At 70.2% G+C, this 16,329-nt stretch carries 11 protein-coding genes; 9 read left to right on the top strand and 2 right to left on the bottom strand.

Annotated features, from left to right (window positions below; translation table 11 throughout):
* Window positions 1-12 precede the first annotated feature (12 nt).
* From A6A06_RS23215 to A6A06_RS23185, 7 genes are all read left to right on the top strand, one after another.
* Complete coding sequence (locus A6A06_RS23215; RefSeq protein ID WP_242440879.1) at window positions 13-4,044, top strand: non-ribosomal peptide synthetase; 4,032 nt, start codon at window positions 13-15, stop codon at window positions 4,042-4,044.
* A 187-nt stretch (window positions 4,045-4,231) separates the two neighbouring features.
* Window positions 4,232-5,200, top strand: a complete 969-nt coding sequence (locus A6A06_RS23210; protein ID WP_073763167.1) for an ornithine carbamoyltransferase — start codon at window positions 4,232-4,234, stop codon at window positions 5,198-5,200.
* 26 nt (window positions 5,201-5,226) lie between these two features.
* Window positions 5,227-5,649: an aspartate 1-decarboxylase gene (gene panD, locus A6A06_RS23205; protein WP_073763166.1), complete on the top strand. Its 423-nt coding sequence runs from the start codon at window positions 5,227-5,229 to the stop codon at window positions 5,647-5,649.
* Between the two features lie 128 nt (window positions 5,650-5,777).
* A complete protein-coding gene (locus A6A06_RS23200; RefSeq protein WP_073763165.1) occupies window positions 5,778-7,025 on the top strand; it encodes an ATP-grasp domain-containing protein in 1,248 nt (415 codons plus the stop codon).
* Window positions 7,025-8,338 (top strand): MFS transporter, encoded by a 1,314-nt coding sequence (locus tag A6A06_RS23195; RefSeq protein ID WP_073763164.1) that lies wholly within the window; start codon window positions 7,025-7,027, stop codon window positions 8,336-8,338. Before A6A06_RS23200 ends, A6A06_RS23195 begins: the two co-directional genes overlap by 1 nt.
* A gap of 166 nt (window positions 8,339-8,504) precedes the next feature.
* Complete coding sequence (locus A6A06_RS23190) at window positions 8,505-11,339, top strand: tetratricopeptide repeat protein (RefSeq protein ID WP_073763163.1); 2,835 nt, start codon at window positions 8,505-8,507, stop codon at window positions 11,337-11,339.
* Between the two features lie 164 nt (window positions 11,340-11,503).
* Window positions 11,504-12,793, top strand: coding sequence for a PD40 domain-containing protein (locus A6A06_RS23185; protein ID WP_199931076.1), 1,290 nt, complete (start codon window positions 11,504-11,506; stop codon window positions 12,791-12,793).
* 13 nt (window positions 12,794-12,806) lie between these two features.
* On the opposite strand, the gene A6A06_RS23180 is transcribed toward A6A06_RS23185, so the two are convergent.
* The gene (locus A6A06_RS23180) at window positions 12,807-13,082 is read right to left on the bottom strand and encodes a hypothetical protein (RefSeq protein WP_073763161.1); all 276 of its coding nucleotides are present in this window, start codon (window positions 13,080-13,082) and stop codon (window positions 12,807-12,809) included.
* A 515-nt stretch (window positions 13,083-13,597) separates the two neighbouring features.
* On the opposite strand from A6A06_RS23180, the gene A6A06_RS23175 reads away from it, so the two are divergent.
* Window positions 13,598-13,918, top strand: coding sequence for a hypothetical protein (locus A6A06_RS23175; protein ID WP_073763160.1), 321 nt, complete (start codon window positions 13,598-13,600; stop codon window positions 13,916-13,918).
* Between the two features lie 203 nt (window positions 13,919-14,121).
* Here the strand turns inward: A6A06_RS23175 and A6A06_RS43985 are convergent, their stop codons facing one another.
* Entirely contained in the window at window positions 14,122-14,814 is a 693-nt protein-coding gene (locus A6A06_RS43985; RefSeq protein WP_073763159.1) for a MarR family transcriptional regulator, read from the bottom strand.
* 183 nt (window positions 14,815-14,997) lie between these two features.
* On the opposite strand from A6A06_RS43985, the gene A6A06_RS23165 reads away from it, so the two are divergent.
* Complete coding sequence (locus A6A06_RS23165; RefSeq protein ID WP_073763158.1) at window positions 14,998-16,188, top strand: cytochrome P450; 1,191 nt, start codon at window positions 14,998-15,000, stop codon at window positions 16,186-16,188.
* The last annotated feature ends 141 nt before the right edge of the window (window positions 16,189-16,329 follow it).

The raw sequence follows: 16,329 nt of genomic DNA, 5'->3' as shown, positions 1-16,329 counted from the left end.
CGACCGGTGTGGATGGCGAGCAGACTGACGCAGGATCTGCCCGTCTACACCGAGGCAGAGGGCTTCCGGCTGACCGGACCTCTGGACACCGCCGCCCTGCGGCGGGCCCTGGACACACTCTACGAACGGCACCCGGCCCTGCGCACGACGGTCGCACCGGACGAGGACGAGCAGCCGCTGGTCCGCGTCCTGCCGGCCGGCCCGTTCCCCTGCCAAGAGCTGGACCTGCGCCGGCATCCGTACGAGCAGGCCCTCCAGCAGGGCATGCGGGCCGTCACCGAGGCGGCGCGCAGCACCTTCGACCTCAGCGACGGACCGCTGGCTGCCGCTCACTTGATCCGATGTGCCGACGAGGAGTGGCTCTTCGTCCTGGTGCTGCACCACTTGGTGTGCGACGGGGACAGCTTCCGTGTGCTGTTCGAGGAACTGGGCGCACTGTACGCCGGTACCGCTCTCCCCCCGGCCCACGCCGATCCCTTCGAGGCGCAGCGGTCGCTGCGGGAGGACGTGGACACGGCTCAGGAGCAGGCCGACCTCGACTACTGGCAGGGGCAGCTGGGCGGCGTCACGGACCAGTCGCTGCTGCCGACCGACCATGTGGGCGGGCCGCTCGCCGGACATCTGGGGGCCAGGTGCCCCGTACCGCTGGACGACGCCTGGTTCGACCAGGTGCGGGCCGCGGCCGCGGCGTCGCGGGTTTCGCCGTTCGCGGTCGTGTCCACGGCGCTGTCGGTCGTCCTGTCCCGGTTCGCCCGCTCGAACGATCTGCTGCTCGGCAGCACCATGAACATGCGCTCGGCAGCGGACGCGGACGACGCGGTCGGCTACTTCATGAAGACCATTCCCCTGCGTTTCGGCGTGGACGGTGCGGCTCCGGCCGGCGAGCTGCTGCGCTCGGCGCACGAGACCGTGCTCGACGCGATGGAGCACACCGGCGTCGAGTTCGACGAGATCCTGGGGCGGCTGCCACGCCGCGGGGACGGGCATGCCCCGTTGTTCCAGGTGGCGTTGGAACTTCATTACGAGTCGTCCGAGCTGCGCCTTCCCGGGGTGGCCGCCGCACGGTTGCCGATCGATCCGGGAATGGCGAAGTTCGACTTCACGTTCCATCTCGGGGCCGCCCGCGGCGCGGAGAGCTACCTGGAGTACCGCACCGAGCTCTACGACGCGGCGACCGCCCAGGCCCTGGCCACGGCGTTCCGTACGCTGCTCGCCGGGCTGTGTGCCGACCCGTCGTCGGCGGTGGAGCGCCTCCCGATCGTCGAGCCGACCGAGGGCGAGTCCGCACAACAGGAGCAGTCCGACCGTACCCAGGACCTCGGAGACCTCGTCCCGCTTCCGCATGCCGTCCGCGCGCGGGCCGCACGCCACCCGGACCGTCCGGCGGTGGTCTTCGGCGACGAGACGCTGAGCTACGCGGAGTTCGTCCGCCGCGCGGACCTGGTGGGGCAGGCACTCACCGCGCAGGGCGCCGGGCCTGGCGACGTCGTCGGCGTGGCAATCGGGCGGTCCGCCGCCCAGCTCTGCGCGTCGTTCGGCGCCTGGTCGGCAGGGGCCACCTGTGCCGCGCTCGATCCCGCCCTGCCCGCGGACCGCCTCGGCTCGATGATGGAGGCGGCCGGAATCAGGCTGGTGCTGGTGGATGCCGACAGCGAGGTGTCGCCTGCCTTCGCCGGTGCGCGCCGCGTGCCGGTACACACCGTGATCAGCTCGGCGGACAGCTCGGCGGACAGCTCGGCGGACGGTGCGGCCCGTACCGACGACCGCACCGTGCCGTCGTCGCCATCGACGGGGACGGGGACAGGGACAGGGACGGCGATACGCCCCGGCCCGGAGGACATCGCCTATCTCGTCTTCACCTCCGGGACCAGCGGTCCGCCGAAACCCGTCTCGGTGCGCCACCTCAGCCTGACGGCGTTCGGCCAGGCGATGGACCGCTTGGCCTTCGACGGGCTGCCGGAGTCCGCACGCGTGGCGGTCAATGCCCCGTTCTCGTTCGACGCGTCCTGGCAGGGCACCCAGTTGCTGCACGCGGGGCACACGCTCTACCCGGTGCCGGACAAGGTCAGGGCGGACCCCGATGTCATGGTCGCCTTTCTGCGCGACAACGCCATCGACGTGCTGGACGGCACCCCCACCCATATGGGTGCGCTGGTGGACGCGGGCCTGCTCGATGACGGCGCACACGTACCGCAGACTCTGGTGATCGGCGGCGAGGCGCTGCCCGCCGGGCTGTGGCGGCGTCTCGCCACGGCCGGTACCCGGGCGTTCAACGTCTACGGGCCGACTGAGTTCACGGTGAACGCCACCGGCTGCCGCATCCGGGACGCCGACGCCCGCCCGGTCATCGGCCCGCCGCTCGCCGGAGTGACCGCGCAGGTCATGGACCCCCTGATGCGTCCGGTCCCGGACGGCTTCCCCGGCGAGCTCTTCCTGTCCGGCGCACAGTTGGCGACCGGGTACGTCGGCCGGCCCGACCTCACGGCCGAGCGCTTCCGCCAGGGCCCGGACGGCAGGCGCATGTACGCGACCGGCGACGTGGTCCGCCACCGGAGCGACGGCAACCTCGAATTCCTGGGGCGCGGCGACGACCAGGTCAAGCTGCGGGGCTATCGCATCGAACCGGCGGAGATCGCCGCGGTGCTGCGGGCGGCGCCGGGTGTGGTGGATGCCGCCGTCGTGGTCCGGCACCCCGGTACGGCCGCGGCGGGGCTGCACGCGGCCCTCGTCCTGACCGACCCGTCCGGCGCCCCGGCACCGGTGAGCGCCTTCGCGGCGGCCCGCCTGCCCGCGTACATGGTCCCTTCGTCGTTCTCGGTCGTGCCGCGCCTGCCGCGGACCTCGGCCGGGAAACTCGACGCCGCGGCGCTCACGGCCCTCGCCGACGACCACCGGGAACCGGCGGTGCGAGAGGACTTCACGGATCCGGTCCAGCGGCGCATGGCGTCGCTCTGGACCCGGCTGCTGCCCCGCGAGGCCATTTCGGGCAGCGACGACTTCTTCGCGCTCGGCGGGAACTCGCTGCTCGTCAGCCGCCTCGTGCGGGAGATCACGCGGGAGTTCGGCGTCCGGCTGCCGCTGCGGACCGTGTTCAGCAGCCGGACCCTCGCAGCCCTGTCCGAGGCGGTGCGGGGCGAGCTGTCGGCCGACGCCGCTCCCGCCGACGCCGACGAGGCCCACGACGGGCTGACGGTACTGCTGGCAGAAGGCGCCGGGGCCGGGAGCGCCGACTCCGCGATGGTCATGTTCCACCCGCTCGGCGGCACGCTCTACTCGTACCAGCCGCTGCTGGGTCTGCTTCCGGCGGCGTTGACCGTGTGGGGAATCCGTTCCCCCTCGGCCGCCGACGCCGGTCCCGAACCGGCCGATCTGGCGCATCTGGTGAAGCAGTACGCCGACGAGGTCACCGAGCGGATCCCCGCACGGCGCCTGGTGCTGTTCGGCTGGTCCCTGGGCGGCTACATCGCCCTCGCGGTCGCCGCCGAGCTGGAAGCGCGCGGCGTCGTCATCGACTTCGCCGAGGTGTGGGACTGCGGCGTGGGCACCGAGGAGCCCCTCGGCGACCGGGAGTCGCTCCGGATGGCCCTGCGGGCGGCCTTCGGTGCCGACGCCCTCCAGGAGCACGCACCGCTGGTGTCCGGGATTCTCTCGGCGGTACCGGACGGGATGACGCTCGACGAGGACGCGCTGCTCTCCGTTCAGCAGCAGACCCGGGCGCTCGGCAGCGCCACCGACCATGACGCGCTGCTCCGGCACTTCCATGTGATCCGGCACCAGACGGCGCTCTTCCGGAGCTGGGAGCCCACACCGCTGCACGTGCCGCTGCACGTCGTCTACGCGGACCCCAGCCTGCGGGACGGAAGCGTCGCCCGCACGGACTGGCAGCGTTTCACCTCCGGTCCCTGGACCGAGGACGTGGTCGATGCCGACCACTACGGCATGATGCGGCCCCCGCACATCGGCACGTCGGCGCGCGGACTGCTCGCCCGCCTGTCCGCCGACGGCGCGCGTCCCGGTCCGTCCTCCACCAGAGCGAGGACCTGACCCGCGAGCAGGTGCCGGAACACCGTCGCGGCGTGGGCCCCCGCCTGCGGACGGCGCGGCGCATTCGGTACGGCCAGCCCCGTACGGCTGCGCCGCGCCACCTCGCGACGGTCCCCGCTGCCCCCGATCTCCCGATCTCCCGATCCCCCGATCCGAAGAACTTTTCAGCCCCGCAAATGAGGAGACAATGTTGGACCGCTCCACTCCCGTACGGCATCTGCTGTCGCTCAACGATGTCAGCGACGAGGAGTTGTACGCCATCGTCGACCGGTCGCACGCGTACGCGCGCGGCGCGGTCCCGATGAACCGCCCGCTCGCCGACCGCGTCGTGGCGACCTACTTCCGCACCACGTCCACCCGCACCCGTACCGCCTTCTCCGCCGGCGCCCTGCGACTCGGCGCGCAACTGGTCGCTTACGGTCCGGGCGACCTCCAGGAGAACACCGGCGAGGAGACGGGCGACACCGGGCGGATCCTCGGTCTCATGCTCGACGCCCTGGTCGCCCGCACCTCGGCCGAAGCCGCCGAGCTGCGCTCCATCGCGTCCTGGAACACCATGTCCGTGATCAACGCGATGACCGAGGACGAGCACCCCACGCAGGCCGTCACCGACCTGTCGGCCATGCTCACGACGCTCGGCCGGCTGGACGGCCTGCGCGTGCTCTACGTGGGGGAAGGCAACAACACCGCCGCGGCCCTGAGCCTCGCCCTGCCGCGCTACCACGGCACGGAGCTGTACGTACGGACTCCGCCCGGTTACGGCCTGCCGCAGCCCGCTCTCCAGCGGGCGGGCGAGTACGCCACGGCGCACCAGGCGCTGATCGAGGAACGCCATGACATGGACGACCTGCCGGACGACGTCGATGTCGTCTACACGACGCGGTGGCAGACCACCGGAACCGTCAAGCACGACCCCGACTGGATGACCTCGTTCGAACCGTTCCGCGTGGACGACGTTCTGATGAAACGTTTCCCCTCGGCGGTCTTCATGCACGACCTGCCCGCGCACCGGGGCCAGGAGGTGGACGCCGACGTCCTGGACGGCGACCGGAGCGTCGCGTTCCGGCAGGCGGAGCACAAGCTGTACGGCGCCATGGGCGTCCTTGAGTGGTGCCTGGCGGGCCTGCCGCCGGCGAACCGTGCCGCAACCCGATGACCACGCCCGATGACAACGGAGGACACATGTACCTGACCATGCTCAAGTCCAAGATCCACAGAGCCACCGTGACCCAGGCCGACCTGCACTACGTGGGGTCGCTCACCCTGGACGAGGACCTCATGGACCAGGCCGGACTGCTGCCCGGCGAGAAGGTCGACATCGTCGACATCAACAACGGCAACCGGCTCTCGACGTACCTGATCAAGGGGCCGAAGGGCTCGGGCGTCGTCGGCATCAACGGCGCGGCCGCCCGGCTGATCGGCGTCGGCGACCTGGTGATCATCATCGCCTACCGACTCTGCCCGGAGGAGACGGCGGGCGACATCGCGCCGCGCGTCGTATTCGTGGACGAGCGCAACCGGCCCACCTCGCTCTCCGAGGACCCGGCGGAGCCGGGGACGCTGCCCGGTGCGCTGCGCGGCGACGTGGCCCACTCCGCCGGCTGAGTGCACGACGCCGGCCGTCGTCCAGCCGGACGGCGGCCGGCGTCGCCGCATCCTCACCTCCCGGGACCGATACCAATTCAGCCCCTGCCGTCGGCCGTCCGCCCGGCCGCACCCGATCAAGGAATGCCATGCCGACCGTTGCCCCCGTCGCCGTCATCGTGGACGGCTATTACAACGCCGCGTTCTATCCCGCGGCCTTCGCCCGCCACGGCGTCCGCGTCATCCACGTACAGAGCACAGCCGACCCGATCCCCTCGTGGAATCCGCCGGACCCGGCGGCCTACGAGCAAAGCATCGTGCACACCGATGACGAGACGACTCTCGATCTCCTCAAGCAGTACGACCCGCTCTGCGTCATCGCGGGCCAGGAGCCCGGAGTGCCGCTGGCCGACCGGCTGAGCGAAGGGCTGGGCCTGCCCACGAACGGCTCCCGGTGGTCGGAGGCCCGCCGCAACAAGTTCGTCATGACCGAGACGCTGCGCGCGGCCGGCGTGCGCAGCGCGGAACAGCACCGGACCGACTCGGCGGAAGCGGCCGTCCGATGGGCGACCCGACGCGGCGTCTTCCCCGTGGTGGTGAAGCCTCTGAGCTCCTGCAACGCCGACGGCGTCCGCATCTGCGCGACGGCCGACGAGGTCCGGCGGGCGGCCGACGAGGTCCTGGCGAGCCGGGACGCCTTCGACCTGCCGAACACGGAGGTACTGGTTCAGGAGTACCTCGACGGCGAGGAATACGTCGTGGACACCGTGAGCCGCGACGGGCAGCGCTTCGTCAACAGCGTCTGGAAGTACGAGAAGACCCTGGCCGACGGCAAGAACCTGTACGACAGGGAGATCCTGCTGCCCGCGGACGAGGGCCCCGCGACCGAGTTGATTCCGTATGTGCTCACCGTGCTGGACGCCTTGAACATCCGTCACGGCGCGGCGCACAGCGAGGTGAAGCTGACCTCGCGGGGGCCGGTTCTGGTGGAGACCGGCGCACGCCTGAACGGCGGCATGCTGCCCAGCCTGCACGACATCTGCCTGGGGCAGAACCAGGCGGATCTGGCCGCCATGGCGTTCGTGGACCCCGCCGGATTCCTGGAGACGTACGCCGGGAAGGTCTGCGAGCGGCGCCGGCCTGCGATCTGCTACATGGCCGCCACGACCGCGGAGGGCGTCGTCCAGGCCGTCGACGAGGAGACGCTGGCCGCCATCAACGCACTGCCGAGTGTGCACCGGGTCGACCTGCACCTGAGCCCGGGACAACGGATCCGGCCGACCGTCGACGCGGCCACCTGCGCGATGCGCGTCTACCTGACCGGACCGACCCAGGACGCGATCCTCGCCGACTACGCACGTGTCCGCACGCTCAAGGACTCGGTATACCGCCTCTGATGTCCGTTCTCAGCAACGTTCTCAGCAACACGGTCGCGGCAGTGCGCCGACTCGGGCCCGGGAACCGCGTCCTGTTCCTGGCCACGTTCATCTTGCAGGGCGGCAGCGTGGTCCTCCCGTTCCTCACGGCGTACCTGGTGAACCAGGACCGGTACGCCATCGGAACGGTGGGCCTCATCGTGGCGTGCTACAGCGTCGGCGGACTGCTGGCCGACCTGTGCTCCGGGCCACTGCTGCGGGCGCTGACCGCTTCGACACTGATGAAGGCCGGTCTCGCGGGCAACGCCGTCATGGTGATGGCACTCCCCTACGTGCACGCCCCCGTGGCACTCGCCGCGGTCGTGCTCGCATGGGGATTTTGCTACGAGGTCTTCATGCCCGCCTCCTACGGGGAGACGGTCCGGCTGTCCCCGGAAGGCGATCTGAAGATCGCGTTCTCGTTCAACCGGCTCGCCTTCAACCTGGGCATGGGGGCGGGCCCCGTGGTGGGCGCCTTCCTGTTCGGCCGATGGCCCGCTGTGCTGTTCGTCGTGAACGCGCTGGCCGCCGTGGCCGTGGGACTCTGCCTTGCGTCCCGGTGGGGAAGCCGGGCGTTGCGGCAGCCGACGGCGGGGCGGGACCTTCCGACGCCGCCCGAAACGGCAACACCGTCCGGAACAGCGACGTCCTCCGAGACAGCGGAGGAAACCACCGCCGCACCGAATCCGCGGCATTCCGGCAGACGCTTCTGGACCCTGCTCCTGCTCAGCCTCCCGATCCATTACGCGTACGGCCTGCCGCTGATCTTCCTCAGCGTCTACATACCGCACTACCTCCACCTGCCGACCATGTGGGTGGGCCTGGTCTTCGCCGTCAACGCCGGAACCGTCGTACTCTTCGAGATCCCCCTGAACACCATGATGCGCAACGTCGGCAGCCTGCCCACCCTGATCATCGGGTACGTCCTGGCGGCCGGAGGTTTCGCGCTCATGGGGGTGGCGCAGACGGGACCCGCACTGGTCCTCACGACGCTGCTGTGGACAGCGGCCGAGATGATGGTGTTCCCCGGACTCATCCATTACGTCTCGGTCCTGTCACCCCCGGCGGCGACGTCGCGGAACATGGGCCTGTACGCCGCCGTGATGAATGTGGGCCTGATGGCGGCCTCACAACTCGCCCTCGTCGTCGCCTCGTACGCCGGACCGTCCATCCCCTGGTACTCCGCCGGAGCCGCCATCGGCGTGGCAGCGGTCGTCTTCCACTTCCTCCGGCGGAGCGACCGCAGACGGCACAGGGAATCGGGAGGGGTGGTCGGCGAGTTCGTGCGTGGCTGATGTGAGGGGGTGGGGGGAGCCGGATGTCGGGGGCCGGGGGCGGATGGTTAGTGCCGGGTGATCGGCGACTGGTGACTGGTAACTGATGAAGCAATCAACTCTCGACTCCCGGCTGTCCGGAACGGGCCATGATGGACACGAGTGTTCGCCGGGAGGGGAGCAGGACGTGGCGGAGCGGGGCGTGTCGCGGCGGGAGTTGATCCGGCGTCGGCGGCGTGACGGGTTCGTGGGGCGGCGCAGCGAGTTGTCGGTCTTCCGGGAGAACCTGGAGTGCCCGCCGGAGGACGAGGCGGCGGATTTCTTCTTCCATGTGCGCGGGCCCGGTGGCGTCGGCAAGACGACGCTGGTGCGGCGGTGGGAGGCCATCGCGGGCGAGCACGGCGCGGTCACCGCGTACGTGGGCGATGCGGTGGCCGACGTCATCGAAGCCATGGAAGCCGTCATGGCCCAGTTGGCGCGGCAGGGGCAGGGTGCGAAGGACTTCGACAAGACGCTGGCCGCGTACCGGCAGCGGCGCCACGAGGCCGAGTCCGCGGCTGCTGTGCCGCAAGGGGACGGTGCGTCGCAGGAGGCGAGCGGTGGCGGACCGGGGCCGGGGGCGGGGCCGGGCCCTTCGCCGGTGAGCGTGGTGGCGTCGCAGGTCGGGCTGGCAGGGCTGGGGATGCTGCCGGGGGCGGGGCCGTTGGTCGGGGCGGTCGACGCCGCCCAGGTGGCGCAGAGCGCCGACCGGGTCCGCGCGGCGCTCGCGGCCCGCTTCCACAACCGCAACGACGCCCAGTTGGTGCTCTCCCCGCTGGAGATGCTGACGCCTCATTTTGTTCGGGCCCTGGTCGATGCGGCGCAGCGGGCGGAACGGGTGGTGCTGTTCTTCGACACCTACGAGAACACCGGCACCTTCCTCGATACGTGGCTGCGCGACACGCTCATCGAGGGACGGTACGGAGAACTGCCCGCCGGTGTGATGGTGGTCGCGGCCGGGCAGGGCCGCCTCTCCCCCATCGTCTGGGGCGACCACCTGGACCTGGTGCGCGAACTGGAACTCCACGTCTTCACCGAGGCCGAGGCGCGACAGCTGCTGGCCGCCAAGGAGATCCATGACGAGCAGGTCATCGAGGTCGTTCTGCGGCTGTCGGGGCGGCTGCCGGTCCTGGTGCATCTGCTGGCGGAGTCCCGTCCGGTCTCCGCCGAGGACGTCGGTGACCCCAGCGGCACCGCGGTCGAACGGTTTCTGCGCTGGGAGAACGATCCCGCCCGACGTGCCGCCGCACTGGCGTGCGCGCTGCCGCTGGAGCTGGACGAAGACATCTGCCGGCTGCTGACCGGCGAGGAGAAGGGGGCGGAGGCGTTCGACTGGCTGCGGAAGCGCCCGTTCGTCACCGACCTGTCCGGCCGCTGCCGCTACCACGACGTCGTACGCGACGCCATGCTGCGCCTGCAGCGCGTCCAGTCACCCGGGCAATGGCAGCACCAGCACACGCTCCTGGCCGACGCCTACGCCCAGCGACGCCGGCAGGAAGAACAAAGCGATGACCGTATGCCGGAGCAGCGGTGGCAGGACCAGAGATGGCGGGAACACCGACTGCGAGAGACCTACCACCGGCTCTGCGCGCACCCTCACCGCGCCCTGCCCGCCGCCCTCACCGAAACCCTGCATGCCTATGCTTACAGCCCCGCCGCCCTGCGCCGCTGGTCACAAACCCTGCTCCGAGCCGGTCAGGACACCGACGCACCGGCCTTGGCCCAGTGGGGGGAGGATTCCCTGACGGCCCTGGAAGACAGGCCTCACAGCATCATCGGCGTGCTCAGTCGCATGCTGACCAGCGGGAGGCTCGACACCGACGGCCGTGCGCTGGCACACGCCCTGCGAGGACGCGAACTCGGCTACGCGCACGACGAGGACTCCGCTCTGGCCGACTTCTCCGCCGCACTCGACCTGGAGCCCCACCTGGCTCACGCACTCGTAGGTCGCGCGTGGTTGCAGACGCTCAAAGGCTGTCACGAGGAAGCTATGGCCGGATTCACCCGCGCCATCGAACTCGAACCCCACAACGCTGATGCCTATTTGCGCCGCAGCACCACCTGCATCTTCATGTATCGCTATGACGATGCTCTCGCAGACGTGACCCGCGCGATCGAACTCAACCCCGGCGCTACCGTTCCTCTTGGCAACCGAGGTGGGTTGCTTGCACGCTTGGGGCGCTACGCCGAGGCCCTTGCCGACTGCAACGGCGTCATCGCCCTCGCGCCAGGCGATTCCTCATCACACACTGCCAGAGGGCGGGTATATGCACAGATGGGGCGCTTCGAAGAGGCGCTCGCGGATCACGACCGGGCCATCGAGCTCCGTGCCGATGACCCTTGGGCCCATGTCCAGCGCGGTGAGACGTACCGGTGGATGGGCCGGTTCGAGGAAGCGCTCACGGATCTTGACCGCGCCGTCGAGCTGGGGCCCGACCACTCCTGGCCGTACATCGACCGCGCGAAGGTCCGCCGGCTTCAGGGCTGCTACGAAACGGCCCTCACCGACCTCGACCGCGCCGTCGAGCTGGAGTCCGGCAGCGTCTGGACAAGGACTCACCGCGGCAGCCTGTACCGGCTCCTGGGCCGCTACGACGACGCCCTCACCGACCTGACGCCCCAGGAAAAGCCGGGACCGACTGAGGCCTGGAAGCGTTATGAAATCGCCCTGGTGCGGCGTGTGACGAACAAGCCGGGCTGGGAGGAACAGTTGCTGTGCTCCGAGGAGCTCTACCGCAACGTCCCCGCCGTCGGCTTCTCGACCCGCATGGACTCAGCAGCGATGCTGTTCGTCATCCAGTGCGCTCGCGGGCGCTGGACGGAAGCCGAGCAGATGCTGGAGAGCTTTCTCCGCACCGATCCGCTCCCCTTTCGTCTGCGGGAGATTGCGGACGATTTGGAAGAAGCCGCGGCGGCCTTCCGTCTTCCGGCAGAACCGGTGCAGGCCCTGCGCCACAGGCTCCGCCAGGCCCTGCCGGAATAGCGGTACGCGTCTCTTGGCGCGTTTCCGCCTGCCGTCAGCCGTCGTCGTTGACCGGATAGACCCCCGCCGGTTGGCTCGCCCTGGCCGGGCGGGCGGCGACAGGGGCACGTCGGCCTGGCCTCAGGGGAGGACTGATCAACGTGAGACGGATGAACGTGAAAGGGATGAGCGTGAGACGGGTGAGCGGCGGAATCGGAAGGCGCGGAGCCGGACGACGGTGGCGGGGGCGCTGGGGCTGCGGGCTCGCGGCAGCCGTTCTGCTGGCGGGGCCTGCGTTACCGGCGCAGGCGGCCACGCAAGGGGACGGCATCATCCAGGTGGACCTCGGCCTCGAAGGCGCCCAGCCCGACAACTGGTCGCAGGCACGCGGGGTGAGCGCGGACGGCAGATACGGCCTGTTCACCTCGCTGGCGTCCAATCTGGTGCCGGGCGACACCAACCGCCTGTACGACATCTTCGTCCGGGACCTGCTCACCGGGCACACCGAGCGGGTCAGTGTCGCCGATGACGGAACCCAACTGGACGGGTCCACGAGCCAGGCGACGATCAGCGCGGACGGCCGGTACGTGGCGTTCAGCTCCGACGCGCCCGGCGTCGTGCCGGGACAGCCGACGGACGGCGGCTCGAAGATCTTCGTCCGGGACCGCCGGACCGGACACACCGAACCGGTCCCCGCGGCCCGGAACGCCGAGAGCCCCGCCATCAGCGCGGACGGCCGGTACGTGGCGTACACGTCGGACCGTCGCGACATCCACGTCACCGACCGCCGGAAGGGAATCACCCGGCTGGTCACGGCCGCCGCGGACGGCTCGCGGGCCGACAACGCCTCCGCCGATCCCGTGATCAGCGCGGACGGCGCCACCATCGGATTCCGTTCCCAGGCCACCAATCTGCTCCCCCGTGGCCGGGCCGGTTCCAGGCCGCCCACGCGCCACACCTTCCCCTTCTTCACCTACGACGCGGGCACCGGGCGCATCCACGGCGCGTCCATCGACCCGGCCGGCGCACTGCGCGACGCGTTCCCGTACGCGACGCTGAGCCCCGACGGGCGCTACGCCCTGTTCCGGGTCTTCGAAGCCAACGGGCCGGTCGCGGACGGCACGCACGCCGAACTCTATGTCCGCGATCTACAGCGGAAGACGACCACGAAAGCCGGTCCCCCGCTGCCGGGCACCCAGACGGTGCGCGATGCGTTCCCCGGCACCGTGACGGCCGACAGCCGCTGGCTGTTCTTCGGCTCGGACGCCGACAACCTGACGCCCGGTGACACCAACCAGGCCGCGGACATCTTCCGGCGCGACCTGCGGACCGGCCACGTCGAACGCATCAGCATGGCCGGGGACGGCACGGAGGTTTCCTGGACGCCCAACTCCCTTTCCGTGGACGGCGTCGGCACCCTCGCGCTCTTCGACGGAGGCGGCAAGGTCTACGCCCGCCGGCTGCCGTCCCCTTGACCACCGCTTGCCGTTACTTCCTGGCCGCGCGTCGGCAGGCTTCGCCGGCCACCACCGCGGGGACGTAGTCCTGCCGCAGCTCGGCGTAGCAGGCCCGGAAGTTCTCCGTTCCGCTCTTGCCTCCGATGCGGCAGGCTCGTTCGGCCACTTCTTCATCGGCGCCGGGATGCTGCTCCAGCACGTAGAAGAAACAGGCTTGCGGGGTGGCCTGGGCGGCGGGGGCGGCGGCCACGGCACCGCCGAGGGCGAGGGCGAGGCAGCTGAGGACGGCAGCGAGACGCTTGGGCATGACAGTTCCTTCCGGGCGGCTCTCCGAGTTCGTCACTCGGAGTAGCGGTTTCGTCACAGACGTACCCCACGCCACTCCCGGGCACGCGATCGGACACAGGGCGTGAGCAGTGAACAGCGGGCGCACGGGGCGCACTTCGCAGCGGGCACTCCGGCTCGGACAACGGTACGGACGGCCGGGCGCCTCGCTGTCCACCACCGCTTTCGCGCCCACCTGCCGCGCCGGAGCCGTCCGGGCAGGCCGGACCGGACACCTGCCTTACCGCCCATTTGCCCTGCTCACGCGACTGGCCCCAGAAACTCTGCAATTGCAAGGTTTTCTGCGGAGGTCCTAGGCAACTCCCTATGAACGCCACTCCGGGCCACTCCTGCCTCACCAGGTTCTCCCTGGCCAGGCGCGCGGCAGCCCTCTTGAGCACCTCGGTCGTGCCGGTCTGACTCAATACGGCCTCTCGACGCTGATCTTGCGGACCTAGCGTGTATCGGGTCCGTTTGCCCCAGAGAGGAATGGATCCTGTGAAGAGACTGACAGCCGCCTTGCTCGCCGTCGGCGCGTCGCTCGCCCTCGCGACGCCCGCAGTGGCCGTGGCCGCCCCCCAGGGCGGGCAGGCCGAGGGAGCCCTGTGGATCAACCCCAACAAGCCCTGCACCGTCGAGGGCAAGATGTTCGGGTCCATCCGCGCCCCGTACGAGTTCGCGTACTGCAAGAAGATCGGCGAGCGGCCCTCGACGGGGAGCTGCGGCTTCGCCTACTTCGACCCGATCAAGCTCTTCTGCGTCGGCCGCGATGTGTGGGACTACCCCGATTTTCCCGGCGACGGTCGGCCTCAGGGGTAGAGCAACATCTGAGGACTGTCCCGTAAGAGAGTTGCACGGGATGTTTCAGCCCGCCGTCGGCGACGGTCGTGATCTCGCCGACGGCGCGCGCGGCGCCGTATTCCGCCCGCGCCCCGCAACCGTCACGATTGCCGGGCCAGGGCGCCGACCGCGCGCGAGAGTGTGGCCCGGGTCGCGGCGAACAGCGGCTACGTCGGCCGGCCTCATCCGCACCGGGACGTGTCCGTCAAGAGGGTGCGCCAGCGGTCGGCCGACTCCTTCATGTCCAGGATGACCCGCTCCAGGAACGTCCCTCCCCTGGCCAGCCGCTGCCCCACGGGCCCGTCGAGCCCGAGTGCCTCCGCCGCCGCCATCGCGGCCTGCGCGGCTGCGAGCGTCTGCCGTGAGCTGATCACGACCGAGTGGTACCAGGCCTCGTCGTCGACCACGTAGAGGTCGCGGCGCCGCTGCGGATCGCGCTCGCGCCGGACGTATCCCTGCTGGACCAGGTAGTTCACGGCCACGGAGACGGAGGCCGGGCTGACCTCCAGCCTGCGGGTGAGCTCGGCCGCGGTCCGCGTGCCGCCCTCGGACAGCACCAGGTCGACGTGCACGCGTGCCGTGATCCTCGGCATCCCCGACCTGACGGCCAGCTCGACCATTTCCTTCTCCACCGTGCCGCCGGGCTCTCCGGCCGCGCGTGGGGGTGACGGTGTGCCGCGCCGCGCCCGCTGGGCCGTCGCCCGGTGCGCCTGCTGGGGCCGGTAGCCGCCGGGGCCGCCGTTGCGTCCGATCTCCCGGCTGATCGTCGAGGTCGGCCGGTCGAGCCGCCTGGCGATCTCCGCGTAGGAGAGGTCGTCGGCGAGTCCGGCGGCGATGCGCTGGCGCTCCTGCTGGGTCAGTCGTCCTCCTGGCATGCCGCCAGTATTGCCTTCGCCGTCATTCATTGCAACGTTGCATTGCATTCGAGCTCAGCGTCATTGCATCAATTTACCGCCCTGCACCTGCGCAAATGGCATTTCTATGATTGACGTCATCATGAATGCAACGTAGCTTTCAGGAAATCCCGAACATGTGATGACGCGAGACGAGGAACGGCCATGAGCGAGGCTCTGCACACCGTCACGGCGCTGCCGACAGGACGTCGGTCCGGCTGCCCCTTCGCCCCGCCGGCGGAGCTGACCGACGCCCGCCGGCACGGCCCCATCAGCCACTACACCCACCCCGGTGGACAGCCCGGCTGGCTGATCACCGGGTACGACCTGGTCAGATCGGTCCTGGCCGACTCGCGGTTCAGCTCACGCAAGGATCTGCTGAACGTGGTCGACTACGAGATTCCTCCGGCGCCGCCCGGCGAGTTCGTCCTCATGGACGACCCGGAGCACCGGCGCTACCGCAAACCGCTGGCCGGCAAGTTCACCGTACGGCGGATGCGGCAGCTCTCCGAGCGCGTCGGGCAGATCACCGCCGACTGCCTGGACGCCATGGAGCAGGCCGGGCCGCCGACGGACCTGGTGACCGCGTTCGCCAAGCCCATTCCCGCCATCATGATCTGCGAGCTGCTGGGAGTGCCGTACGAGGACCGGGCTTCTTTCCAGGAGCAGGTCGAGTCGTTCATGGGCGGGGAGACGACCGATGAGGAGCTGATAGCGGCCTACACCGCGACCCAGGACTATCTGGCGGGTCTGGTGGCCGCCAAGCGCGCGAACCCCACCGACGACATCCTCAGTGAACTCACCGACAGCGATCTGACCGATGAAGAGCTGAAGGGGATCAGCCTGGTCCTGCTGTCGGCCGGGCTCGACACCACCGCGAACATGCTGGCACTGGGCACCTTCGCGCTGTTGCAGAACCCGGCGCAACTGGCCGCGCTGCGCGCCGATCCCGCGCTCACCGACCAGGCCGTGGAGGAGCTGCTGCGGTATCTGAGCGTCGCCAAGTCGTTCCTGCGGACGGCGCTGGAGGACGTCGAGGTGGGCGGGCAGACCATCAAGGCCGGTACGACGGTCGTCCTGTCGTACCACACCGCCAATCACGACCCGGAGCGTTTCACCGACCCGCACGTGCTCGACCTCGGGAGGAAGAACGGCGGGCATGTGGCCTTCGGCCACGGCATCCACCAGTGTCTGGGGCAGCAGCTGGCCCGCGTCGAGATGAGTGTCGCGTTCGCCGCACTGGTCGACCGCTTCCCCACGCTCCGCCTGGCCGTACCGGCGGAAGAGGTTGCCCTGCGCCCGGAGACCGCGGACATCCACGGGGTGAAGAGCCTCCCGGTCACTTGGGACGTGTGACCGCGGGCCCGCGGCAGCGGGCCTCGGCGCCGAACCCGGAGGGCTGATCCTCTGCCCAGGAGTGGTTCGCCGCCCTCGACTTCACCGATCCCGCCGCGCGGATCGCGCGTGAACGCCCCCGGCCCGCGCCGGACCCGGCTT

It is taken from the genome of Streptomyces sp. CB02923 (assembly GCF_001905005.1).
In the GTDB taxonomy this organism is placed as follows: domain Bacteria; phylum Actinomycetota; class Actinomycetes; order Streptomycetales; family Streptomycetaceae; genus Streptomyces.
Note: the sequence above shows the minus strand (reverse complement) of the source record. Positions and strands in the feature narration are given on the sequence as shown.